Here is a 25,322-nt window from a genome sequence, read left to right as displayed (position 1 = left end):
CAGATAAAACATTGGCTTGCTCCAGCCCCACTGGAGCAAGCCACGTCATTCAGTCAACCAGTGAACAAGCAAGCTGGTTAACTTCATTTAGCAGGTTCTCAAAATCTGCCATGGTCAGACATGGGTTGAGAATCGTAAGCTTGAGGGCAATTTTGCCATCAACTACGGTTTCACCCAATACTGCAACACCTTTCACCAGGGCCTCAAAACGCAATTTTTTGTTCAATTGGTCAAGATCAGCCTCTGTATTGCCAACATAGCGGAACAGTACTGTCGACAGTGCAGGATCAGCCAGTAGTTCAAACTCTTCTGACTGGTTGATCATGTCTGCAACCTGTTGTGTCTGACCCAGCAGGTGATCATACATAGCACCCAGTGAATGTGTGCCAACAGCTTGCATTGTCATCAGTACTTTCAGTGCATCAAAACGCTTAGTTGTCGCGATAGACTTATCAACCAGGTTAGGAACAATATCGTCTTCGCGGTTCAGGTAATCTGCATGGTGCAGCAGATACTTGAAATTACTCTTGTCTTTGATGATCACCGCACCACAGCTGATTGGTTGATAAAACAGCTTGTGGAAGTCCACGCTGATCGAATCCGCACGCTCTATGCCATGCAGACGCGTTTTGTGACGACTGAGGATCAGCGCACCACCGTAAGCACCGTCTACATGCAACCACATCTTGTTCTGAGCGGCGATATCTGCCAGACCATCCAGATCATCAATCGCACCGTGGTCTGTTGTACCCGCTGTACCCACTACCGCAAACGGCAGCAAACCATCACGCTTGAGTTCATCAATACGCGTAACCAGCGATGCCAGTTTGATGGTGCCGTCCGGATGCGTATCCACGGTTTCTACCGCATGCTCACCCAGGCCCATCAGCGAAGCGGACTTCTGTACGGTGAAGTGCGATTTCTTCGAGCACAGAATGCGCATCTTGCCAGCATACTCAGGCAGACCTTGCTTCTGAATGTTATGGCCCGACTGGATATCTGCAAACCGGTCACGTGCCAGCAACAGACCCATCAGGTTGCTCTGTGTACCACCACTGGTGAATACACCATCAGCTTGCTTGTCGTAACCATAGACACCGCACAGCCAGTCGACCACTTTCTGCTCAACAAAGGTGGCAGCCGTTGACTGATCCCATGAATCCATAGACTGATTCAGAGCCGCAATGAATGCTTCAGCCGCTACAGCCGGTACCAGTGGTGGCGTGTGCAGGTGCGCAATGCAGTTAGGATGCTGAACAATGATTGAGTTTTTGGCAATCAACTCGCCAGCCTGATCAATCACAGCATCCAACGGCAGTTGCTGATCATTCAATTCAATATTGTTGATCAGGTTTTTCAGCACCTGTGGCTCCATACCTGAGTACGGCGCAGTGGTACTTTCAAATACTTGTTTCAGTACTTTGGTTGTCTGGTTCAGCGCAGCTTCGAACTGATCAGCACCACCTTCACCGGTTTGGATGAAGAATGAGCGCCATTTGTCGGCATCGCTGGCCGCTGACTTTTCAACCACTTTCGCTGGACCGGCAGTAGCGATAATCGCTTTGCTCAGTGCATCCAGCGCAAAATCAATTTGCTCCAGGCTGATGATCAAAGGTGGCAGGAAGCGCAGTACAGAGCCCTGACGACCGCCTTTTTCGATGATCAAACCGCGCTCCAGCGCAGCACGCTGAATTTGCATTGTCAGTTGAGGATCCGCTTCCGGCTCGCCGAATTTGTTTTTCTTGCCGCCTTTGACGATCTCAACACCCAGCATCAGGCCTTTGCCACGCACTTCGCCGATGCAGTCAACGTAAGTAGCAATGCGCTCCAGACCTTCGCGCAGGTACTGACCCGCCACGCGGGCATGCTCAACCAGGTTGTCACGACGGATAATTTCCAGTGCTTTCGCACCAGTTGCCATCGCCAGCTGATTGCCGCGGAAAGTGCCTGTGTGTTCACCCGGACGCCAGGTGTCAACCGACTTGTCGAAAATCAGCACAGACATAGGCAAACCGCCACCCACAGCTTTAGACAAGCACAGGATGTCTGGGGTAATGCCAGATTCTTCGAACGCGAAATTGAAACCGGTTTTACCGATACCACACTGAATTTCATCAAAAATCAGCAGGATGCCGTGTTCTTTGGTAATACGGCGCAGTTCACGCAGCCAGAATGCCGGAGCAGGAATCACACCGCCCTCACCCTGTACGGGTTCAACAATGATCGCAGCCGGCTTTTGTACGCCACTCTCATCATCGTTCAGCATACGCTCGAGATAACGCAGCGTTTGTTTCGCCCCTTCATCACCGCCGATGCCAAACGGGCAGCGCAGGCTGTACGGGAACGGCATGAAGTGGACGTCAGCCATCAGACCCTGGCGGCGTGCCTTGGTGTTCAGGTTGCCCATCATGGCCATAGTACCGTTGGTCATACCGTGGTACGCGCCATGGAAGGCCATCATCACGTTACGGCCAGTGGTTTGCTTGGCCAGCTTGATAGCCGCTTCTACAGCGTCTGCTCCAGACGGACCGCAGAATTGAATGCGAGCATTGGCAGCAAACTCATCCGGCAGGAAGTTCATCACTTCACGGATAAATTTATCTTTTACTGGTGTCGTCATGTCCAGCGTCTGATACGGGATACCCGCATTCAGCTGGTCAATGATTGCTTGGTTAATCTCAGGATGGTTGTAACCCAGGGCCAGAGTACCTGCGCCTGCCAGGCAGTCCAGAAAGACCTGGCCACGACTGTCTTCAACCAATACACCTGTCGCTTTCATAATCGCCAGCGGCAAACGACGCGGATAAGAGCGAACTTCGGACTCATAATGCTCCTGACTGAGCAGCAACTCATCTGGGGTCAGGTCATACAGGTCATGAACTACAGGAACATTGGACGCATGCTTGACATCGTCAAAATCAAACACATTACTCATTGGTTTTTAATCCAAAATAGTGAAGCCCACCAAAGGTGGTACTTTTGAGTATAAAAGACATTGATAAGTCAGTAACTTATCGGTAAAGCGCACTCAGCACACAACTAACAACCCCAGCGATAAACATCACTGTAGTTTGATAGATAGTCAGCTGAAGACATGGTGATCGGACGATCAAGGCTCAGTAATAATACTGCAATTGGGTAAGACAAAGCTGATTTGGGTTAGAGACGTTAAAGTATTCACAGTTGGGTTCCCTCAATGATGCCCTTGCTTCATTACGCAAGATTGCACTATTAATGCCCTTCTACTGACAGCGCCATCGCTAGCAGTACCTACGGATCGTCAACATGCAATCAGCCTGAGTTCATGATGACGGATGTGTCTCAGATATGTTGCCCCCTGAGATTGCGCGAAAAATAACATATTGCGCTTTTCATTGCCAAGCAGAATTTGCGATTGAATAAAAAAATTCATCTACTTTGTTTCAACACACTGGTTACAAGCGAAAAAGAAAAGCGGCCAAGGCCGCTTTCTATCAATAGGTAGGTGATTGTTCTGTCACATATTGTCGGGATGGAGTAAATCACCCTTTGCAGCTTTCAGATACAGGTACATTGACCAGTAAGTCAAAATTGTTGCAATGTAGAGGGCAACAAAACCCACTGTCTCCAACAGCTCGTTGGGATGCCACATCAGCATCACCAGAGCAAACATCTGCGCGGCCGTTTTCACCTTGCCCACCCAGGAAACAGAAATACTGGAACGCTTGCCCAGTTCAGCCATCCACTCGCGCAATGCTGAAATAATGATCTCTCTGCCTATCATGGTAATCGCCGGTATGGTTACCCAGACCGAATGATAGTGTTCTGTCACCAGCACCAGCGCCGTTGCTACCATGACTTTATCGGCAACCGGGTCAATAAAAGCACCGAATCTTGACGTCTGGTTCAGTTTACGGGCCAGGTAACCGTCAAACCAATCTGTGATACCTGCTATGGTGAAGATAAGAGCGGTGGCAAACGGTGACCATTCGTAAGGTAGGTAGAAGGTAATCACGAAGAATGGAATGAGCACCAGCCTGATGAAACTCAGGATATTTGGAATTGTTAAGCGCATATTGTTCGTTCTTATGTTTAACGTATTGTGCCTGCCAACGAAAGCCTTTCCGCTGTAAACAGACCTTAAGGGTGCCGCAAAGCTAGCCGTGTTGCAATGCGTCGTATATTTTTTCGGCCAGAGATCGGCTTATGCCCGGCACTTTTTCGATTTCTTCCCTGCTTGCGCGTTTCAGTTCCTGTAATCCCCCCATGTACTTCAACAATGCCTGTCGGCGTTTCGGCCCGATACCTTCAACATCTTCCAGTGTACTTCGTTTACGGGCTTTTCCACGCTGCGCCCTGTGACCACTGATAGCATGATCATGGCTTTCATCACGAATGTGCTGAATTAAGTGCAGCGCCGGTGAATCGCCAGGCAATGAAAATTCTTCTCCGGTGACCAGCAACAAAGTTTCCAGGCCGGGTTTTCGGGTTGTGCCCTTCGCCACCCCCACCAGCAGCGGCCTTTTTGGCCAGTCACTACACAACGGACTCACAACCTCATGGGCGCGGGAGAGTTGCCCTTTGCCCCCGTCGATAAAAATAATATCGGGGATCTTATCAGGATCAATCTGTTTACTATACCTGCGATTCAACACTTGTCCCATCGCAGCATAATCATCGCCGCCCGTGATACCGGTAATGTTAAACCGTCGATACTCAGCCTTGACCGGCCCTTCCTGATTGAAGACAACACAAGACGCTACCGTTTTCTCGCCCATCGTATGGCTGATGTCAAAGCATTCCATACGGGAAAGTGAGTCTAGTCCCAGCAATTCACGCAGTTCCGTCACACGCTGATGAACCGTCATTTTATGGTTGAGTTTGCTGGTTAATGCTGTCAGGGCATTGGTTTGCGCCAGTTTCAGGTAGCGGGCGCGATAGCCCCGGGCCTGTGAACGCAGTTCGACTTTACGACCTGCAACTTCAGTCAGCGCAGCAGACAGGGCCGCCTGTTCATCACCCAAGGATTCACTGACAAGAATAACGGAAGGAATGGTCCGCCCTTCCGCCTGATTGAAATAGAACTGACTGATGAAGCTGGTGATCACCTCATTCATATCCGTATCGGCTGGCATACGCGGAAAATAACTGCGGCTGCCCAGCACCTTGCCCTGACGGATGAAGAGGGCATGAATACACGCCATGCCTTTGTCGTGAGCGATACCTATAACATCCAGATCATCGTCGCTGTCCTGGCTGACAAATTGCTGCTCCTGAATTCGGCGCAACGCCTGAATCTGATCCCGGTAACGTGCCGCCTTCTCAAACGCGAGCTGCTGACTGGCCACTTCCATTTTGTCCACCAGCGAAGTGATCACCTGGCGGTCTTTGCCCTGCAAGAAAAGACGAACAAAATTGACCTGCTCAGCATACTCTTCATCGCTGACGAGCCCCTTGACACAAGGGCCAAGGCAGCGACCAATCTGATACATCAGGCAGGGACGGCTGCGATTAGCATATACCGAGTCTTCACATTGCCGGATAGGAAAGATTTTCTGGAGAAGGTGCAGACTTTGGCGAACAGCGCCTGAATCCGGATACGGGCCGAAATATTCACCTTTGCGTTTCTTCGCCCCCCGGTGAACCGCCAGTTTTGGATGATGCTGGCCGCTCAGAAAAATATAGGGGTAAGACTTATCATCGCGCAGCAGTACATTATATTTGGGGAGGTACTGCTTGATGTAGTTATGCTCGAGGATCAGGGCTTCCGTTTCGGTGTGCGTAACAGTGACATCGATTTTACAGATGTTGCGTACCAGCGCCCGGGTCTTCTCACTCGACACCTGAACACGGAAGTAACTCGCCAGCCGTTTTTTCAGATCTTTGGCTTTACCGACATAAATAACGTCACCAGCCTGGTCATACATCCGGTATACACCAGGCTGGTTTGTGACTGATTTCAGGAAACTTTTTGCATCGAAGGTTTCTGACACTACAAGGTCTCTGTGTCTAACATGCCATGACGAATTGCGAGGTGGGTCAGTTCGACATCACCATTGATATCCAGCTTATTGAACAAGCGATAACGGTAGCTGTTCACCGTTTTAGGGCTTAAGTTCAGCTGCTCAGAAATCTCGGTCACTTTCTGGCCTTTGGTAATCATCATCATGATTTGTAATTCACGCTCAGACAAATCCTTAAACGGGTTCTCTGAGTTGGATGCAAACTGGCTCAGCGCCATTTGTTGTGCAATTTCCGGTGAAATATAACGCTGACCACTATTGACTGTGCGAATAGCGTTGACCATTTCATCGGCACCGGCACCTTTAGTCAGGTAGCCACAAGCGCCGGCTTGCATCACTTTAGTCGGGAATGGGTTTTCCGTATGGACAGTCAGCACGATAATCTTCACATCCGGATTGAAGCGAAGGATCTTTCGTGTCGCTTCCAGCCCACCAATGCCAGGCATATTCATATCCATCAGGATTATGTCGGCATGCTCGTTTCGACACCACTTTACGGCGTCCTCACCACTGATGGCTTCCCCTACCACTTTAATACCACGGACATCTTCCAGAAGACGTCGGATCCCTGTGCGAACCAGTTCGTGATCATCTACAAGGAATACATTGATCAAGCTGTATCTCCAATATGATTTGGCTCTGCACCCTGCCGGAATTGGCGGGATAACTTTTGCTGATAGTACCCAATTTTGCCTGAACTTGGAATGTTCTCACAGACTGTTTATGTGTAAAAGCACACGAATTACTCATCGTATTAAGCCACATAAACGGATGAAAACATCCTGTTTCAGCCTGTTAAGTCAAAAATATACAGGGACAGTAACCTATGAAGCAGTGCAGAATAATATTCAGTATTACCGGGCTGTTATAATCCACAAAATAAAAAAATGCTACTCCCATATTCATTCATCATATTTATACTCATGCTCTGATTTATCTATTTCAGCCTGTTTGATGACGAAGGCTTTCTTTTCACAGGCGATTAACATCCGTACCACTGCAACTGTTAAAAAACACACCGCCCGGCAAAGCCGGTACTCTGCACAGTCTAGTCCCTCATTACAGCTCTGCCTTCACTTCAGTTTAGTTCAGCCCGGTGGTTGGATACGGCTTGCTACCGTAAAAAAGCTTGTCAGATCACAGAGTCTCTACATTAAATCCCAATTGGCAGAAAATCATTCTATTTTCATATATATCAATAAGTTAATATCACCACCCACAAACAATCTCACACCTATCACTCAGCACATTCCACCAATAAATACTAAAATTTACAGATGAAGATTCCGTTTAATTGGTGACAGTGATATCAAAACTATGACTTGTTACCTATATCACAACATTTAGAAACAAATTTGACACAGAAGGTATGCCGCAACAGCACAAAAATGAAGCAACATATTGATTAAAAAGAATTAACTGTATTTTTTCACTCAAGCTGGTCTGTCACACAGCGTTAACACAAAAGTTGACTACTGGGTCAAGTATATCCAGAATTGACTTATAGGTCAGATCATGAGCCTGTGAGGAGGTCACTTGATTACTTTTTTGTTAAACCAGGACATTCGGGAAGAAGAGCATGTTTCCCCGAATATGACGGTACTGAACTACCTGCGTACCCATGTAAAGAAAACAGGCACCAAGGAAGGTTGTGGCTCTGGTGACTGCGGTGCCTGCACCGTAGTGCTGGGTGAACTTGTCGACGGAAAACTGCAATACCGCTCAGTCAACTCTTGCCTGACGTTTGTATCTTCTCTGCATGGCAAGCAGCTGATTACGGTTGAAGATCTGCAGAATGCCAACAAGCAGCTCCACCCTGTTCAGCAAGCCATGGTCGAATACCACGGTTCACAATGTGGCTACTGTACACCAGGCTTTATTATGTCGATGTTTGCGCTGAGCAAAAACAAGCCGGCTGCAGATAAAGAAGATGTCATGGAAGCGTTAGCGGGCAACTTATGCCGTTGTACCGGTTATCGCCCTATCGTTGATGCTGCCCTGTCGCTAAGCCAGGAAGAGCAGCTGATGGACCAGTTCGCAGAGCTGGAGCGCCAGACGGTTGCCAAGCTGTCGAAAATCAATCTGTCCAATGCAACACTGAAGTTTGAAGGCCAGTATGGCTTCTCACCAACCTCTGGCGATGAACTGGCCAACCTGCTGCTGACGCACCCGGATGCCCGTATGGTTGCTGGTGGTACAGATCTGGCTTTGGAAGTCACTCAATTCCACCGTCCGATCGATAAACTGATCAACGTGGGTCTGGTCAGCGATATGAAGATCCTGACCGAGACTGAAAGCAGCATTGAAATTGGTGCAAACCTGCCGATTTCCGACTGTTATGCCACACTGAAAAAGTACTATCCGGATTTCGGAGAACTGCTGCACCGCTTTGCTTCTCTGCAAGTACGCAACCAGGGCACAATCGGCGGTAACGTGGCGAATGCGTCGCCAATCGGAGACAGTCCGCCACTGCTGATTGCCTTGAATGCGCAGATCGTGCTGCGTCGTGGTAACGACCGCCGCACCATGCCGCTGGAAGACTACTTCATCAGTTATAAAGTCACAGCGCAGCAGCCTTCCGAGTTCATCGAGAAAATCATTGTGCCTAAGCCTGTGATTGGCAGCCAGTTCCGGGCTTACAAACTGTCGAAGCGTCTGGACGATGATATTTCCGCCGTCTGTGGTGCGTTCACTATTGCGTTGAGCGATGACGGAAAAGTGGCTGATGCCCGTATTGCCTTCGGTGGTATGGCGGCAGTGCCAAAACGAGCCGCCAACTGCGAAGCCGCACTGGTTGGTCAGAAGTGGAATCTGGAGACGGTCAAGACCGCGATGGCTGCGCTGTCTGACGATTTCGAGCCGCTGTCTGATTTCCGGGCCAGCAAGGAATATCGTGCATTAACGGCCGCGAACATGCTGCACCGTTTCTATCTCGAACAACAGTCCAACGGCCAAATTGAAACAAGGGTAACTGCTTATGTCTAATCATCACCATAACACATTGAGTCACGATGAAATGGTGGCGAAATTCGCGCAGAATCTGACTTCCGGCGTGGGTAAAAGCGTAAAGCATGACAGCGCTGCCAAACAGGTGACTGGCGAAGCCGTTTACATTGATGACCGGCTGGAATTTCCCAACCAATTACACGTGTATGCTCGTACCAGTACCTACGCGCACGCCAAAATTACCAAACTGGATGTCAGCCCGTGTTACGCCTTTGAAGGCGTCGCCATTGCCATCACCAGCAAAGATGTACCGGGACAACTGGACATAGGTGCAGTATTGCCGGGTGATCCATTGCTGGCAGACGGCATTGTTGAATTCTATGGCCAGCCAGTCATTGCAGTAGCCGCCAATGATATGGAAACTGCCCGCAAAGCCGCTCAGGCGGCCATCATCGAATACGAACCACTGGAAGCCGTATTGGATGTTGAAGAGGCACTGGCCAAGAAACACTTCGTCTCAGGCAGTCACCAGCACAAGCGCGGTGACTCCGAAGGCGCACTGGCGAGTGCGAAGCACGTGCTGGAAGGCGATCTGCATATCGGCGGTCAGGAACACTTCTATCTGGAAACCCAGGTCAGCTCTGTGATGCCAACCGAAGACGGCGGCATGATAGTGTACACCTCTACCCAGAACCCTACTGAAGTGCAAAAACTGGTCGCTGAAGTGCTGGGCGTCCCTATGCACAAAGTGGTGATCGACATGCGCCGCATGGGTGGCGGTTTCGGTGGTAAAGAAACGCAGGCTGCAAGCCCGGCGTGTCTGGCTGCTGTCATTGCACACCTGACCGGCCGCCCGACCAAAATGCGTCTGCCACGTATGGAAGACATGGTCATGACGGGTAAACGTCACCCGTTCTTCAACCAGTACAAAGTCGGTTTTGATGATGACGGCCGGATCCACGGTATTGATATTACGGTATCTGGTAACTGTGGTTATTCACCGGATCTGTCTAACTCTATCGTGGACCGTGCCATGTTCCACTCTGACAACGCCTACTATTTAGGCGATGCCACAGTGACAGGTCACCGCTGTAAAACCAATACAGCGTCGAATACCGCCTACCGTGGTTTCGGTGGCCCGCAGGGCATGATGACCATAGAACACATCATGGACGAAATTGCCCAGCATCTGGGTAAAGATCCGCTGGATGTGCGCAAGGTGAACTATTACGGCCATGAGGATCGCAATGTCACCCACTACTATCAGAAAGTGGAAGACAACTTCATTCATGACATTACCGAGCAGCTGGAAGCCAGCAGTGAGTATAAAGCGCGCCGTAAAGCCATTGCCGAGTTCAACAAAACCAGCCCGATACTGAAAAAAGGCCTGGCACTGACACCGGTTAAATTCGGTATCTCCTTCACAGCCACCTTCCTGAACCAGGCAGGTGCACTGATCCACATCTACACCGATGGCAGTATTCACCTCAACCACGGTGGTACTGAAATGGGTCAGGGCCTGAATATCAAAGTGGCTCAGGTAGTGGCTGAAGTGTTCCAGGTGGATATCGACCGGATTCAGATCACGGCGACCAACACCGACAAAGTACCGAACACCTCGCCAACGGCAGCCTCCTCAGGTGCCGACTTGAACGGTAAAGCGGCGCAGAACGCAGCGTTGACCATCAAACAGCGGCTGATCGACTTTGCCTGCAGCCACTTTAAAGTCACCCCGGAAGAAGTGATCTTTAAAAACGGCCTGGTGCAAATCCGTGAGGAGCTGAAAACCTTTGAAGAAATCATTCAGATGGCTTACTTCAATCAGGTTTCGCTGTCGAGCACAGGGTTCTACCGCACACCTAAGATTTACTACGATCATGAGAAAGCCCGCGGTCGCCCATTCTACTACTACGCCTACGGTGCAGCCTGTGCCGAAGTGGTACTGGATACCCTGACCGGTGAATACAAGATCCTGCGTGCTGACATACTGCATGATGTAGGGGCATCTCTGAACCCGGCCATTGATATCGGCCAGGTTGAAGGTGGCTTTATTCAGGGTGTGGGCTGGCTGACCACAGAAGAGCTGGTGTGGAACGATCAGGGCCGTCTGATGACCAGCGGCCCGGCGAGCTACAAGATCCCGGCCATTGCCGATATGCCGATTGATTTCCGCACGCATCTGCTGGAAAACCGCAGTAACCCTGAAGACACAGTCTTCAACTCAAAAGCCGTGGGTGAACCGCCATTCATGCTGGGTATGTCGGTCTGGAGTGCCATTAAAGACGCCATCCGTTCGGTTGCCGAGCCGGGTGCGCTGGTCAAACTGGACACCCCTGCAACACCAGAACGCGTACTCTGGGCGATCAACGAAGTGCAACCGTCTTCGTCTCAACCTTTCCTGAGTCGCAGGAAGAAAGAAGAGGCCGAGACAGCAACCAGTGAACAAGCCCAGTAAAACAGCCAAAAGTAGTATATGGCGGGCCTTCGGGCTCGCCTGATGAGGAAAGCGCGATGTTTAAAGACAACTGGATTCATGCCCTGGCTGAACTGGATCAACGTGGTGAACCTTGTGTCATGGTCACTGTGCTGGCTGATCGGGGCTCAGTACCCCGCGATGCCGGTACCAAAATGCTGGTGACACGTAACGAGATCATCGCCACGATTGGCGGCGGCCATCTTGAGCACAAAGCGATCAAACTGGCACGGGAAATGCTGCTGACCGGAGACAGACACCCGCGAGTCGAGCACTTCAATTTAGGTGCCAGACTCGGTCAGTGCTGCGGTGGCATGGCCACCCTTAGCCTGGAGCCGATTGGTCAGCAACAACACCATCTGGTGCTTTTTGGTGCAGGTCATGTTGCGAAAGCATTAATCCATATTGTCAGTACATTGCCGTTTCGCGTTACCTGGATCGATCAACGGGAAAGTGAATTCCCGGCCGAGCTGCCACTCGGTGTGACCAAGCTGGTGTCTGATGATCCGGTGGGTGATATCCGCGATATGCCCGCCAACAGTTACTATCTGGTGATGACGCACAATCATCAGCTGGATTTTGAGCTGGCAAGGGAAATCCTCAACAGAAATGATACTGCCTATTTTGGCATGATAGGGTCGCTGACCAAGAGGAAGAAGTTTGATTATCGACTGTCACAACGCGGCTACGATGATGAAACCATACGGCGTATGGTCTGCCCGATTGGGATTGATGCCGTCAAGGGTAAGCATCCGGCAGAAATTGCGGTTTCTGTCGCGGGCGAGCTGATCGCCCACTATCAGGGCGAAACCCTGGCCGATAAACGCGAGGACTCTGCTGCCACAGAGCCCGATGACAGCCCCGACAATCAAGTCGCCTGACAGCGATTAACGAAGGATAAATACATGACATTACAACGCACGGCTTATCGCTCAGCGATTTTACACAGCATTGCCGATCCCCAGGAAGTCGGCCTTGATAACAGCTTTGAATTTTTTGAAGACGGTGTTCTGGTGGTTGAGAACGGCCACATTCTGGACTTGGGTCCGGCTGACGAGGTACTGGCTCGCCACCCGTCCGGAATGTCCGTCACGCAATATGAGCACAAGCTGATCACTGCCGGTTTTATTGATACCCATATTCACTATCCGCAAACCGGCATGATCGCCTCTTACGGCGAGCAGTTGCTAGACTGGCTGGAAAACTACACTTTCCCGGAAGAACTGAAGTTCAAAAACCCGGTGTATGCACGCCAGGTCGCCAACATTTTCTTTGATGAGCTGGCCAGCAACGGGACAACCACCGCCCTGGTTTTCGGTACAGTGCATAAAGAATCTGTTGATGTGTTTTTCGAAGAAGCTGAAAAACGCAAACTGCGCATGATAGCCGGTAAAGTTCTGATGGATCGCAATGCGCCGGATTACCTGACAGACACCCCGGAATCCGGTTATCAGGACTCAAAAGCGCTGATCGAAAAATGGCACAACAAAGACCGTTTGCTGTATGCCGTGACACCGCGTTTCGCGCCAACCAGCACACCCGAGCAACTGGCGACTGTCGGCAAACTGCTGGAAGAGTATCCGGATGTGTATATGCACACTCATCTTTCTGAAAACAAGAAAGAAATTGAGTGGGTGCTGGAACTCTTCCCTGAGCGCGACAGTTACTTAGATGTGTACGACCATTACAAACTGCTGAAAAACCGGGCCGTTTTTGCCCACGGTGTGCACCTGACCGACTGTGAGTGCAAACGTCTGTCTGAAACCGGCTCAGCGATTGCTTTCTGTCCGACCTCTAACCTGTTCCTTGGCTCCGGCTTGTTCAACCTGCCGAAAATGGAGCAGCACGGTATTCGTGTTGGTATGGGAACCGATGTTGGTGCCGGCACCAGTTTCTCAATGCTTCAGACCATGAGCGAAGCCTATAAGATTCTGCAGTTACAGCAGCAGAAACTGCATCCGCTGAAATCCCTGTATCTGTCGACCCTGGGCGGCGCCAAAGCGCTGTATCTGGACGACAAGATCGGCAACCTGAAACCGGGTAAAGAAGCGGATTTCGTGGTACTGGATCTGCACGCAACACCGTTAATGTCTTTCCGCATGCAGCAAGCAAAAACGCTGGAAGAGCAACTTTTTGTGCTGATGAGTCTGGGCGATGACCGCACCGTCAGCAAAACCTTCGTCTATGGCGAAAAAGCCTACGATGCCGAAGGCACAACCGAACCAGAAATGGTAACTAAGAAAAAAGCGAGCTAAAAACTCGCGTCTCCACAATGCGTCTATCCTTGCCCGTCCCGGTATTCACGTCTCTAACACCGCCGCGGACGGGCGTTTTTTATCTGCGAAAACACAATTTTAGATCTCGCCCCCATTTTTCTTTTTTACGGTCGCAACCGTCAATTCGACTGCCAACACAGTCATTTTAACAGCTATCTGTCAATATATATGATTGATAATATGTGATTTTTTACGACAGGTATTATCATGGCAACTATCGCATATTTATCAATTGAAGGAACAACTACTGGCTGCTTAACCCAAGGGTGTAACACTCCCCTGTCCATGGGTAATGCTTACCAGTTAGGGCATGAGGACGAAATTACCGTGCTTTCTTACTCACACGCCATTGCCTTTGATAACCGTTCAACTCACCATCCGATTCAAATCGTGAAAAGAGTCGATAAAAGCTCCCCCATTCTGGCACAGGCCTGCTCAGATGGTGAGGAACTGAAATGCAAACTGTCATTTTACCGACCGAACGCCAAGGGTGGTGTTGAGCTTTTTTATGAAATCCAGCTAACCGGCGCACTGATTCGATCGGTATCTATGCATATGCCTCATGTTGTTGACTTTAATGATGACGAGATGCAGGAAACACTCCTGATTGCCTACAAAGACATTCAATGGCGTCATGTTGCTGCCAACACTGGCGCGTATGCAAGCTGGCTGATTGATTCTGTCAAGGAAGCCATGCAATGAGCAACGCATCTCAACAGGAAGCCGATCGCGATGAGGTTAAGCTGGCTGTCAGAGGCCTGCTTCGGCAGGCGAATTCGATCAGCTTAACCCACCTGAATAACCCCATGATCCAACACCAGTTCCGTTCTGAGTATTTATGGCTGGGCAAGTGTTTGGTTGATGACTATGAAAATGGTATTCTCTCCAAAAATCAGGTTGCCCGGTATGTCAGACAAGAAAGGCAGAGTCTGATTGATCAGACAATTGAAATTGGAAAATACGGTATAGGACTAATTGCTGGGATTGGCCAGCTGACTGCAGGTTATGGCCTGTGTATAACCAGCTCAGTATTCTCTTTTACCGGGGCATCATGGTGTTCCAGCGTCGGAGTTCCTATGATGGCTCACGGAGGTAATAACATTTATGAGAACTCGTATAACATTACAGGAAACCTTGATCAGAACTGGAATAACCAATATACCGGAAAATACGGGGACGGCACTGGCTGGTTGAAAACACAATACCAAAAGACAGCAAAACGCATGGGATATTCAGAAGATGAGGGAAACCTGGCCTATGCTGCGGTTGACTTGGCAACCAGTGCTTATGGCTTAAAAAACACAATTAAACCTGCCATTAATTCGAATATCCCAAATACCAAACAATTCAAACTTTTTTATTATACAAAACAAGATTACAGTAAGGGATGGAAAACAATGTCTAGCTCTGCACTAGGATTTGAAATAACAAGCAACACAATCACTGCATCTGACGCAATCCAACCGTATATAAACGAGAATAAATAATGACAATGTTAATTTACTTTTTTATGAGCATTTTGGGAGTATATTTAACACATAAGGCATCATTGTCTTATACAAAAAACAACAAAGCACCTTACTTCATTCTTTGGGCTATTGTTTATGTTTTTTTCAATGCACAACAGTATTCAATATTCTTTGATAACAAAGTGTTGTCTTACTGGTTTTTTTCCTTGTCAGATACATCATTTAAAATTAATGGTTGGATTCAAGCAAGCGCTTTATTTTTTTTAATCATTAACACTGCAACAATACCCCCCTCGAAAGTAGGACGGTGGTTTAGAATTTCAAAGGGTCTTTTGTTTCCTAATCGAAATTAAAATAAAAACTGTTCATACCGCCAATACTCCGAATGCCCGACAACTGATTCTTTTCAGAACTATTGCTCAAGATTTGAAAAAAGTTTAGCGAACAATGGGTATTGGCGCGCTCACTTTTGAAGGTATAGCCAATGGTGTTACGATTACTGACGCAGTTAATCCATATTTAACAAATAAAGCAAAAAAATGAATATCTATTTCATACTCTACATTGTTATAATGTATTACAGGTTTAACTGTAGGGCTTAAATTGATAAAAAACACCATAAATATAAAAAAGTGTGGCTTTACATTTATTTTTATAACGGCACTAATCTTTGGCCTCAGCATTACTCAATATTTTTTGATAGCCATGTGAACGAATATTTATTCTACCCTGACTTTGATTCTACATTCATCGTCACTGGTTGGATTCGAATACTCGCTCTCTTCTTTTTTATTTCTCATGTGATGCTTTTTTATTTTAAAAGACGACCGATATGCAACTTTGATGACAGTAGATAATAAAAATGGCAGGGCTATTCCCTGCCAAATCAGATAAAACTCACAACACCTTATGCGGTCCGAAGCACTCGTAGTGCATCTGCGATTCACTCACGCCTTTTTCTTTAAGCTGCTTGGCCACATGCTGCATGAAACCCACCGGGCCGCAGAAATAGAAAGTGGTGTTTTGCCAGTCAACCACCGTATCCAGTTTGCTCAAATCCAAAAATCCTTCAAAGTCTGCGGTGGCTCCCTGAGGCTCGCGATACCAGACATGGCTGCTAACCCCCTCCGCTGTGTTTGCAATCTCTGCTACATGACTGCCAAACGCATGCTGACGGTGGTTTTCAGCGGCATGCAACCAGTGAACCGGTGCCTGGTGGCTGTCTTTGATGCTTTCCAGCATCGCCAGCATAGGTGTAAGACCAACACCTGCCGAAATCAGAGCGACAGGCTGAGTAACTTCAGAACGGAAGAAAAAGTCACCGGATGGTGCTGCCAACTGAACTTTATCACCCACGTTCAGATGCTGGTGAAGATAAGATGACACAGTACCCAGATCCTCACGTTTGACTGAAATTCTGTAGGTCTCACCATTAGGGGCACCGGAAAGGCTGTACTGGCGTATCTCCTGATTGTCAAAACTATCCGCCTTCAGATAAATGCCAATGTACTGCCCCGGTTGATAAGTCGCGACAGGCTGGTCATCTGTCGGCATAAACACAAAACTGGTTATCACATCGCTTTCTGGTTTTTTTTCCACCAGTTCAAATTCCCGCGTGCCGCGCCAGCCACCGGTTTTTGCCTCATTTTCCTGGTAAATAGCCTCTTCTCGGTCAATAAACACTGTAGACAACAAACCGTATGCTTCAGCCCACGCATCCAGCACCGCCTGGCCCGGTGCGAACAATTCATCAATGGTGCCTAGCAAGTGCTCACCCACAATCGCGTACTGCTCTGCCGTAATGCTGAAGCTGGCATGTTTCTGAGCAATTTTCTCCACCATGGGCAACAGCACTTCAAGATTATCGATATTCGCAGCATAGCCGTACACCGCGTTAAACAAAGCTTCGCGCTGACGGCCGCTGTCCTGGTGCGTCAGATTAAAAATATCTTTCAGTTCAGGGTGATGACTGAACATACGATCATAAAAATGTGCGGTGAGTTTTGGGCCGATTTCGGCTAAAAGCGGTGCTGTGGATTTAACGATATCAATGGTGTTCTGACTCAGCATAGCGGCTTCCTTTAAAGATGTATTTATAATGCATGTTTTAAAGTTGTATCTTAAATATATCTTTCAGTCAATAAAGGAATTACACTTGCCGCTAGTGTTGAAAGAGGAAAAAATGTGCAACTGACCAACTTTACTGACTACGGATTGAGAGCTTTGATCCTGCTGGGTGCCTTGCCAGACGGGGAACTCACCAGTATCAGCCACGTCAGTGACACGTTCGCTGTGTCCAGAAACCATATGGTGAAAATCATCAATAAACTGGGTCAGCTAGGCTATGTGAAAACCGTTCGCGGAAAAAATGGCGGGATATGTCTGGCGATGCCAGCGAGTGACATCATTGTGGGTCAGGTGGTTCGGGATCTGGAACCGCTGCAAGTGGTGAATTGCGCCCCCGAGTTCTGCCATATCACTCCAGCCTGCCGTCTGAAATCCTATCTGGCAAAAGCCAAAGACGCCTTTCTGGCGGAGTTAGACCAGTGCACAATCACCGATCTGCTGGCAAATAACGATGAATTGCTGATTTTGCTGACGAGACCGGCGTAAAGCTCAGACAAAAAAAAGCCCCGATACAACACGTATGAGGCTGGTCACATATTATGGATTGATATGTAAAGGAGATTATCTGCCCTTCTTACCCAGGATTCAGCCTGAGCCACACAACACGCTTACCCCATCAGATTGCCATCTAGTTTATGGACTTCGCGTACTTGTTTCCAAGCTGGAACACCGGATATGTCTGGGCTAACGGACTATAAAGTGGGGGCTTTCGCCCCCGGGGTGATTAAAGATGCGCGCCCTGTTCAACCCAGGTACCGATCAGCTTACGCTCATCATCGGTCATCTGAGTCAGGTTACCCAGCGGCATCACTTTCGTTTGTACCGACTGCGCAACAATGCGGGGGGCATTCACTTTAATTTCTTCCGGTGTATCCAGTATCACACCCGCAGGCGCTGTCGAGAACGCAGCGTGCGTCGGTTGTGCTGAATGACACACTGAACAACGAATCTGAATGACTTCATTCACCTGAGCAAAGCTCACTCCGCTGCTGGCAGGCTGTGCCGAGTCGGTTTCCGCCTGAGCTGTCGCTGACTCTGCTTTTACAGCAGGTGCAGACGCAGCAGGTGCAGAGGTTTCACCCATTTTGCTTGCATAAGGCGAAGTCACAAATGCCAGTGCGATCATACCCAGTGCTGCCACCGGCATTGTCCAGGCAAACTTCTGGCTGCCATGACGGGTGTTGAAGTAGTGGCGTACCAGGATACTGAAGACCGCCAGGCCAGCCAGGATCAACCAGTTATATTCTGAGCCATAGGTGCTCGGGAAATGGTTACTGATCATGATGAACAGCACTGGCAACGTCAGGTAGTTGTTATGACGTGAACGCAGCAGACCTTTTGCCGGCAGTACAGGGTCCGGTTCGCGATTCTCTTCAATGGCTTTTACCAGACCACGCTGAGCCGGCATGATAACGAAGAATACGTTACCAACCATGATAGTACCGATGATCGCACCAACATGGATGTAAGCACCACGCCCGCTGAACACCTGGCTCAGGCCATAGGCTGCAGCCACTAAACCGAAGAACAGGATAATACCCAGCAGCATCGGCTTCTTGCCCAGTGCTGAATCACACAGCAGGCTGTAAATAATCCAGCCAGCTGCCAGAGAGCCCACACCCAGTGCAACTGAAGCCGTGGCACTCAGGCCTGATCCCGGCGCGACCAGATAGATATCCGCATTGAGGTAATACACCACACCCAGCAGCAGAACACCTGTGATCCAAGTGAAATAAGCTTCCCACTTAAACCAGTGCAGGTTTTCAGGCATGCTTGGCGGTGCCAGTTTGTATTTTTCCAGGTGGTAGATACCACCACCGTGAATGGCCCAGAGGTCACCAGACAAGCCAGTTTTCGGATTGACACGGTTCAGGTTGTTTTCCAACCAGACAAAGTAGAATGAGGCACCAATCCAGGCGATACCTACAATCATGTGAACCCAGCGAATTGCCAGATTCAGCCATTCCGTCATATGTGGATCCATAACGAACTCCTGTTATGTTATGCGAACTTTAATTGCCTTGGGCTTATCAAAGTGCGACGGTTAATGCTTCCTGCTCCAAACTGCTCAGTGATAATTCGATACGAACATCGTCAGAAAAGTACACTTCATCGCAGTTGTTGCCAGGCCCGGCACGATCGACAACCAGAAATTGATCGTCCTTGCGCAGAGCCAGAACCGGGTGGTGCCAGACCCCTTTGCCATAATTCACGCCCTGACGTCCGTTACTGTAAAACGCCTTAAGCTGAGCGGGGTCCGGTGTATCCCCTGCCGGGGCCACCAGGATCAGGTACGGATTTCCAAGCAAAGGAATAAAAGCCTGAGATCCCAGAGGATGCCTCTCCATCATGGCTATCTGTAAAGGATAACTCAAAGGCTGGGCTTCAAAGATACTGATGATGGCTGAACCACCCTCTTCCTGCACATCCACATTGGCCATGGCATGGTAACGTCGGGTTGACCCGTTATTGATCATAAAGTAGTCACTTACTTCTTTATCAATAACATCACCAAAAGGGGCAAATGCTTCGCGGGTAAGTGGCTCAATCGTCAGTTGTCTCACTGGTGTGCTCATGGTGACTATTCCTGTCCTGATTACATTGTCTGCAGGCGGAACAAAGCGATCTTATTGATCTCTTCCAACGCCTTATCGAACTCAGCCTCAATTTCATTGCCTAATCGCGCCTCGAACGATTCAAGGATTTGATAACGATTGGCCCCTTTCACCGCCATGATAAAGGGAAACTGAAAACGTGCTTTGTAGCTATCGTTATAACGATTGAACTTCTCGAATTCTTCTGGTGAACACTGGCTAATCCCTGCGCCAGCCTGCTCGGCGGTGGACGCTTCGGTCAGTTCACCGTTCACTGCTGCTTTTCCGGCTAAATCCGGGTGCGCATTAATCAGGGCTAACTGTTCTTCTTTGCTGGCTGACAGCAAAGTATCTGCCATGCGTGCATGCAGGGTGCTGATGTCATCATCAGCATCGCTGAGACCATTGTCGTAAACTTTTTCCGCCACCCAGGGGCTGTGTTCATACACATCTGCAAATTGAGAGACAAACTCTTCCCTGCTCATTTGGCTCGGTTGGCAAGACGTAAAACGTGCCATCATTAATACTCCTTCATACTTGGGTGCGGGTGATGTTCGTGCCAGTGCTTGGCAATATCAATTCGGCGGCACAGCCAGACCTTGTCGTGCTGGCTCACATAATCCAGGAAGCGGCGCAGTGCAGCGATACGTCCGGGACGGCCAATCAGGCGGCAATGCAAACCCACTGACATCATTTTGGGTGCTGTAGCACCTTCTTCATACAGGGTGTCAAAGGTGTCTTTTAAATAATTGAAGAATTGATCACCTGCATTAAAGCCCTGTACTGTGGCAAAACGCATGTCATTGGTATCCAGAGTGTACGGAATCACCAGTTGCGGTTTCGGGCCCTCTTCGTGCCAGTAAGGCAGATCGTCATCGTAGGCATCAGAGTCGTACATAAAACCGCCCTCTTCCGCCACAATGCGGCGGGTATTCGGGCCGGTGCGGCCTGTGTACCAGCCGTACGGACGCTCACCAGTCAGATTTTTGATGATCTCAATCGCTTTCATCATGTGATCGCGTTCTTCTGACTCATCAATGTGCTGATAATCAATCCAGCGATAACCATGACTGCAGATCTCGTGGCCGGCTTCGACAAACGCTTTCGCTACATCCGGGTGACGCTCCAGTGCCATAGCGACACCGAACACAGTCAGCGGCACATCGTATTCTTTAAACAAGCGCAGGATGCGCCATACGCCAGCACGGCTGCCGTATTCATAAATCGATTCCATGCTGATATGACGCTGACCCGGAAATGGCTGTGCCGCTGGGATCTCAGACAAAAATGCTTCCGACTCGCTATCACCATGAAGAATGCAACGTTCCCCACCTTCTTCGTAGTTGAGAACAAAAGAGACAGCAACGCGAGCGTCATTTGGCCAACGTGGGTGCGGGGGTACTGCACCATAGCCGATCAGATTGCGTGGATACTCATTACTCACACATGACTCCTTTAAATCCTAATTGGTCAACACACTGACCATCTGATAATCAATTTATAACAGTGATTGTATACAATATCCAGAATTTTTGTAAATAAAATGTGCGCAACATTTTTTAATATTCATCAAAAAAAGTTAACTGCTTGTTATCCCTATATTGCCTACTTTAATATCAATACGTTAGCTAACAGTCAGGTACAACAAAGGGTTACATACCTTAACTTTTGGGTTAACATTTCGGTTACACAAGCCTTTACTAATCGGTAAAGTTGTGTACATAGTTAAATACAATGTGGCGAACTGATTACGGATCACACATCAGAAGGCATACAATTAGTATGCAAGAAGTAATCTATTTTCTGTACAACTTAAGGAGCGCAACGCGCGAGGTTATCCATGGGAAAACTGACAACTCACGTGCTTGACACAGCCTCAGGCTTACCTGGAGCGGAGATTAAAGTGTCGCTTTATCGTCAAGAGGGCACAGACTTCGTTCTGGTTAAAACCACTCATACCAATTCTGATGGCAGAACTGACCAGCCTTTGCTGGAAGGAAACGAGTTTCAGACCGGCAAATATGAGCTGGTATTCGAAACTGCCCATTACTTCCGCCAGAGAGGCGTAGAACTGCCTTCAGTTCCCTTTCTGGACGATGTAGTCATCCGTTTCGGTATCGCAGATACAGGCAGCCACTATCATGTGCCACTGCTGGTGTCGCCTTACAGCTTCTCCACATACCGGGGCAGCTGATCCAAAACGGAACACAAGCAGAACAATGGGGGGTCCCTGGCCTGAGGTCAGATGCAGGTCAGGGCACCGCGCAAGAGAGTTTGAAGATTGTATACAATGAGTGCAGGCTAAGTAGTTATCACTTCAAAAACCATGCAGTCTCCGGCAGCTATCAGGCCGGCAGGGTTTTCAGCAAGTGACGGCCTGAAACATAGAGGGAAGTCCTGTCTGGCAGGTGAAGTTGGAAACATTAAAAAACAACCAGCACACATCGTCATTCGGGCAAAAAAAGGAAGCGTCGTCATGAACAACTCTAAAACAGAAACGCTCGGTCGTTCTGAAGCTGGTTCAGCTTCACTGTTAGAGCGCCTGTTTAAACTCAGAGCTCACGGCACCAGCGTGAAAAATGAGATCGTAGGTGGGATTACAACTTTTGCCACCATGGCTTATATCATTTTCGTTAACCCACAGATCATGTCGGCCTCAGGCATGGATGCCGAAGCAATTTTTGTTGCAACCTGTATTGGTGCTGCAATAGGCACTTTGCTGATGGGCCTGTTTGCAAACTGGCCTGTCGGTCTGGCTCCGGGCATGGGGCTGAACGCCTTTTTCTCTTTCACTGTTGTGGGAGAAATGGGCTACAGCTGGCAAGTTGCCTTAGGGGCGGTTTTCATTTCCGGTATCCTTTTCGTTGCGATGAGTTTTTACAAAGTCCGCGAATGGATCATCGAAAGTATCCCTGAAAGCCTGCGTTTTTCCATGACAGCCGGTGTGGGTCTGTTTCTGGGACTGATCGGCCTGAAAACCGCCGGTATCGTAGTTGACAGCCCTGCCACCCTGGTCAGTTTGGGTGACTTTACCCAGCCACAGGCGCTGCTGGCCGCCATCTGCTTTCTGATCATTGCTGTACTGAGTGAGCGTAAAGTCTTCGGTGCCGTGCTGATTGGTATGTTCAGTGTCACCCTGATCGGTATTCTGCTGGGTCTGGTCCACTACAACGGGGTGATCTCTACTCCCCCAAGTCTGGCTCCGACCCTGTTCGCCATGGACATTGCCGGCGCCCTGAACATTTCTATGATCAGCGTGATCCTGGCTTTCCTGTTTGTGAACATGTTCGATACTGCCGGTACCCTGATGGGTGTGGCTGAACGGGCAAACCTGAGAAACAAAGAAACCGGAAAAATTGAAGGTCTGAGCAAAGCCCTGAAAGCTGACAGTATCGCCAGCGTGGCAGGTGCCTGTGTGGGTTGTCCGCCTGTCACCAGTTATGTAGAAAGTGCAGCGGGTGTCGCTGCCGGTGGCCGTACCGGACTGTCAGCCATAGTGATCGGTCTGCTGTTTATCGCGGCAATCTTCTTCTCGCCGCTGGCTGGCATGATCCCGGCTTACGCCACTGCCGGCGCGCTGATTTACGTTGCCTTCGTCATGATGAGCAGTATGCAGCACGTGAAATGGAACGATTTCACCGACGCTGCACCCGCTGCTATCACAGCGCTGATGATGCCGCTGACTTTCTCCATCGCCAACGGTATCGCACTGGGTTTCATCACCTACACAGTGCTCAAAGTCGCCACAGGCAAAACCAAAGATGTCTCAATCAGCATGTACATACTGACCGCGATTTTTGTCGCCAAACTGGTGTACCTCTGATCACAAACAGACACATGCAGTACCAATCTAAAAGTCATAATTAGAAAAGTAACATTTGATGCACACCTACCTCTGTCGTACGGCAGAGGCAGGTCACTGCACACTTAAAAAACCTAATTTAATAAAACCAAAGACGCGAACACAACCTATAACCCTACGCAGCCAATTCATCGGATGAATTGTGGAGAACTAACGATGAAACTTCTCTATACGCTAAACCAGAGACCACCACACAGCATCACCCTGCTCTTAGCTATCCAGCATATGCTGGCTTCCATCGGCGGCATTGTCGCTGTGCCATTGATTGTCGGTACCTCTATTGGCCTGCCGACCGATGAGGTCGTCACACTGATCAACGCCGCTCTGCTCGCATCCGGTATTGTCACCATTGCACAGTGTCTTGGCCTTGGCCCTGTCGGTATCCGTCTTCCCGTTGTCATGGGATCGAGTTTCGGTTTTCTGGGTGTTGCCATCAGCATAGGTAACGCTGACGGTGTTGGCGGTATCATGGGGGCAGCCCTTATCGGCTCTTTCGTGGTCGTGGCAGCCAGCTTTTTCATGGATAAAATTCGCAAGCTGTTCCCTAATGTGGTCAGCGGTGTGGTGGTGACGCTAATCGGCCTGACCATCCTCCCCGTTGCCATGAACTGGGTGGGAGACGCACCCAATACCAGCGAGCAATTTGCCACCATGCCAAAACTGTTCCTGGCATTTATCTCGCTGGCAATCGTTATCGTGGTGTCTATTTACTGCCGTGGTGCCGTCGCCGCTTCTGCCATTGTAATTGGCCTGGCCGGCGGTTATCTGGTGGCCCTGTCAATGGGCATGGTTGACCTTGACCAGATTGCACGCGCTGAGTGGGTGGGCAGCCCAGCCATCATGGAATACGGTATGAGCTTCAGCCTGTCGGCTATCATCAGCATGAGCCTGGTATACATAGTCGTGATTGCCGAAGCAACAGGGGATTTCATGGCCCTGGCGAACAACTGTAAAGTCAAGCTGTCTGGTAACGATCTGAAACGCGGTCTGCTGGGTGACGGTCTGGGCAGTACACTGGCAGCCTTCCTGACCGCAATGCCTCTGGCTTCTTTCAGTCAGAACGTGGGTATCGTGGGTATCACAGGCGTTGCCAGCCGCTATGTTGTGGCAACAACCGGCGGCTTGCTGATTCTGGGTGGCCTGTTCCCTAAACTGGCCGCACTGGCCGTGACCATTCCCAAGCCTGTTTTGGGCGGTGTCGGTTTCATCATGTTCGGTATGATCGCCTATGCAGGTATTCGCATGCTGATCAAAGCGGCTGACACCAAGCGTAACGCACTGGTGATCTGCGTCGGTCTGGCTTCTGGTCTGGCAGTGACTATCGAACCGCGCCTGGTTCAGCACCTGCCACACGATCTGGCTAACCTGTTCCACTCAGGCATTACTACCGGCACAATCGTTACTGTACTGCTAAACCAGATCCTGCCTGAGAACGCAGTCAGCGACAGCATCGAGGAAACCACAGACGAAGAGGCAGAGAGTGAACTCCCGGTTCAAACCTCTGAAACTGCGGAAAAGAAGCAACACATTGAAACAGCAAAACAATCCTGAACAGAGAGACAAATAACACATT

The 25,322-nt window shown here is 49.3% G+C and carries 19 protein-coding genes; 10 read left to right on the top strand and 9 right to left on the bottom strand.

All coding sequences use genetic code 11. From position 1 onward, the window contains the following. Positions 1-49: 49 nt before the first annotated feature. The 4 genes from Q4491_RS08070 to uvrY all read right to left on the bottom strand — a co-directional run bounded on the left by Q4491_RS08070 (position 50) and on the right by uvrY (position 6,616). Entirely contained in the window at positions 50-2,935 is a 2,886-nt protein-coding gene (locus Q4491_RS08070; RefSeq protein WP_218386393.1) for a pyridoxal phosphate-dependent class III aminotransferase, read from the bottom strand. A 561-nt stretch (positions 2,936-3,496) separates the two neighbouring features. After that, positions 3,497-4,054 (bottom strand): CDP-diacylglycerol--glycerol-3-phosphate 3-phosphatidyltransferase, encoded by a 558-nt coding sequence (gene pgsA, locus Q4491_RS08065; protein ID WP_027252439.1) that lies wholly within the window; start codon positions 4,052-4,054, stop codon positions 3,497-3,499. Between the two features lie 82 nt (positions 4,055-4,136). Next, a complete protein-coding gene (uvrC, locus tag Q4491_RS08060; RefSeq protein WP_192016476.1) occupies positions 4,137-5,972 on the bottom strand; it encodes an excinuclease ABC subunit UvrC in 1,836 nt (611 codons plus the stop codon). After that, complete coding sequence (gene uvrY / locus Q4491_RS08055; RefSeq protein ID WP_027252441.1) at positions 5,972-6,616, bottom strand: UvrY/SirA/GacA family response regulator transcription factor; 645 nt, start codon at positions 6,614-6,616, stop codon at positions 5,972-5,974. The genes uvrC and uvrY overlap by 1 nt, the downstream gene beginning before the upstream one ends. Positions 6,617-7,538: 922 nt before the next feature. Here uvrY and xdhA point away from each other — a divergent pair. From xdhA to Q4491_RS08025, 6 genes are all read left to right on the top strand, one after another. Next, on the top strand, positions 7,539-8,987 hold the full coding sequence (gene xdhA, locus Q4491_RS08050; protein ID WP_192016475.1) for a xanthine dehydrogenase small subunit: 1,449 nt from the start codon (positions 7,539-7,541) through the stop codon (positions 8,985-8,987). After that, positions 8,980-11,403: a xanthine dehydrogenase molybdopterin binding subunit gene (gene xdhB, locus Q4491_RS08045; protein WP_303456239.1), complete on the top strand. Its 2,424-nt coding sequence runs from the start codon at positions 8,980-8,982 to the stop codon at positions 11,401-11,403. Before xdhA ends, xdhB begins: the two co-directional genes overlap by 8 nt. Positions 11,404-11,459: 56 nt before the next feature. After that, entirely contained in the window at positions 11,460-12,302 is an 843-nt protein-coding gene (gene xdhC / locus Q4491_RS08040; protein ID WP_303456237.1) for a xanthine dehydrogenase accessory protein XdhC, read from the top strand. 24 nt (positions 12,303-12,326) lie between these two features. Beyond that, positions 12,327-13,676, top strand: coding sequence for a guanine deaminase (gene guaD, locus Q4491_RS08035; protein WP_303456235.1), 1,350 nt, complete (start codon positions 12,327-12,329; stop codon positions 13,674-13,676). A 228-nt stretch (positions 13,677-13,904) separates the two neighbouring features. Then, positions 13,905-14,399, top strand: a complete 495-nt coding sequence (locus Q4491_RS08030; RefSeq protein ID WP_192016471.1) for an Hcp family type VI secretion system effector — start codon at positions 13,905-13,907, stop codon at positions 14,397-14,399. Then, complete coding sequence (locus Q4491_RS08025) at positions 14,396-15,184, top strand: DUF4225 domain-containing protein (RefSeq protein ID WP_303456231.1); 789 nt, start codon at positions 14,396-14,398, stop codon at positions 15,182-15,184. Before Q4491_RS08030 ends, Q4491_RS08025 begins: the two co-directional genes overlap by 4 nt. Before the next feature lie 879 nt (positions 15,185-16,063). Here the strand turns inward: Q4491_RS08025 and hmpA are convergent. Beyond that, positions 16,064-17,236, bottom strand: coding sequence for an NO-inducible flavohemoprotein (gene hmpA, locus Q4491_RS08020; protein ID WP_303456229.1), 1,173 nt, complete (start codon positions 17,234-17,236; stop codon positions 16,064-16,066). Positions 17,237-17,350: 114 nt separating this feature from the next. On the opposite strand from hmpA, the gene nsrR reads away from it, so the two are divergent. Then, positions 17,351-17,779, top strand: coding sequence for a nitric oxide-sensing transcriptional repressor NsrR (nsrR, locus tag Q4491_RS08015; protein ID WP_192015023.1), 429 nt, complete (start codon positions 17,351-17,353; stop codon positions 17,777-17,779). Between the two features lie 238 nt (positions 17,780-18,017). On the opposite strand, the gene Q4491_RS08010 is transcribed toward nsrR, so the two are convergent. Genes Q4491_RS08010 through puuE form a run of 4 tightly spaced genes read right to left on the bottom strand, consistent with a single transcriptional unit; the run spans position 18,018 to position 21,331 of the window. Then, positions 18,018-19,277 (bottom strand): urate hydroxylase PuuD, encoded by a 1,260-nt coding sequence (locus tag Q4491_RS08010; RefSeq protein ID WP_192015022.1) that lies wholly within the window; start codon positions 19,275-19,277, stop codon positions 18,018-18,020. A 46-nt stretch (positions 19,278-19,323) separates the two neighbouring features. Beyond that, positions 19,324-19,869 (bottom strand): ureidoglycolate lyase, encoded by a 546-nt coding sequence (locus Q4491_RS08005; RefSeq protein WP_046219225.1) that lies wholly within the window; start codon positions 19,867-19,869, stop codon positions 19,324-19,326. 20 nt (positions 19,870-19,889) lie between these two features. Then, positions 19,890-20,405 carry a 2-oxo-4-hydroxy-4-carboxy-5-ureidoimidazoline decarboxylase gene (uraD, locus tag Q4491_RS08000; RefSeq protein WP_120511855.1) on the bottom strand — a complete coding sequence of 172 codons (516 nt, stop codon included), beginning with the start codon at positions 20,403-20,405 and terminating at the stop codon, positions 19,890-19,892. A gap of 2 nt (positions 20,406-20,407) precedes the next feature. After that, a complete protein-coding gene (gene puuE / locus Q4491_RS07995; RefSeq protein ID WP_218386379.1) occupies positions 20,408-21,331 on the bottom strand; it encodes an allantoinase PuuE in 924 nt (307 codons plus the stop codon). A 396-nt stretch (positions 21,332-21,727) separates the two neighbouring features. On the opposite strand from puuE, the gene uraH reads away from it, so the two are divergent. The 3 genes from uraH (at position 21,728) to Q4491_RS07980 (ending at position 25,300) form a co-directional block, all read left to right on the top strand. Further along, a complete protein-coding gene (uraH, locus tag Q4491_RS07990) occupies positions 21,728-22,081 on the top strand; it encodes a hydroxyisourate hydrolase (protein WP_192015020.1) in 354 nt (117 codons plus the stop codon). A gap of 282 nt (positions 22,082-22,363) precedes the next feature. Then, on the top strand, positions 22,364-23,710 hold the full coding sequence (locus tag Q4491_RS07985; RefSeq protein ID WP_192015019.1) for an NCS2 family permease: 1,347 nt from the start codon (positions 22,364-22,366) through the stop codon (positions 23,708-23,710). 195 nt (positions 23,711-23,905) lie between these two features. Continuing rightward, the gene (locus tag Q4491_RS07980; protein WP_192015018.1) at positions 23,906-25,300 is read left to right on the top strand and encodes a nucleobase:cation symporter-2 family protein; all 1,395 of its coding nucleotides are present in this window, start codon (positions 23,906-23,908) and stop codon (positions 25,298-25,300) included. Positions 25,301-25,322 lie beyond the last annotated feature (22 nt).

The organism is Photobacterium sp. 2_MG-2023 (assembly GCF_030547675.1).
Taxonomy (GTDB): domain Bacteria; phylum Pseudomonadota; class Gammaproteobacteria; order Enterobacterales; family Vibrionaceae; genus Photobacterium; species Photobacterium arenosum.
This window is presented reverse-complemented; position numbering and strand designations above follow the sequence as displayed.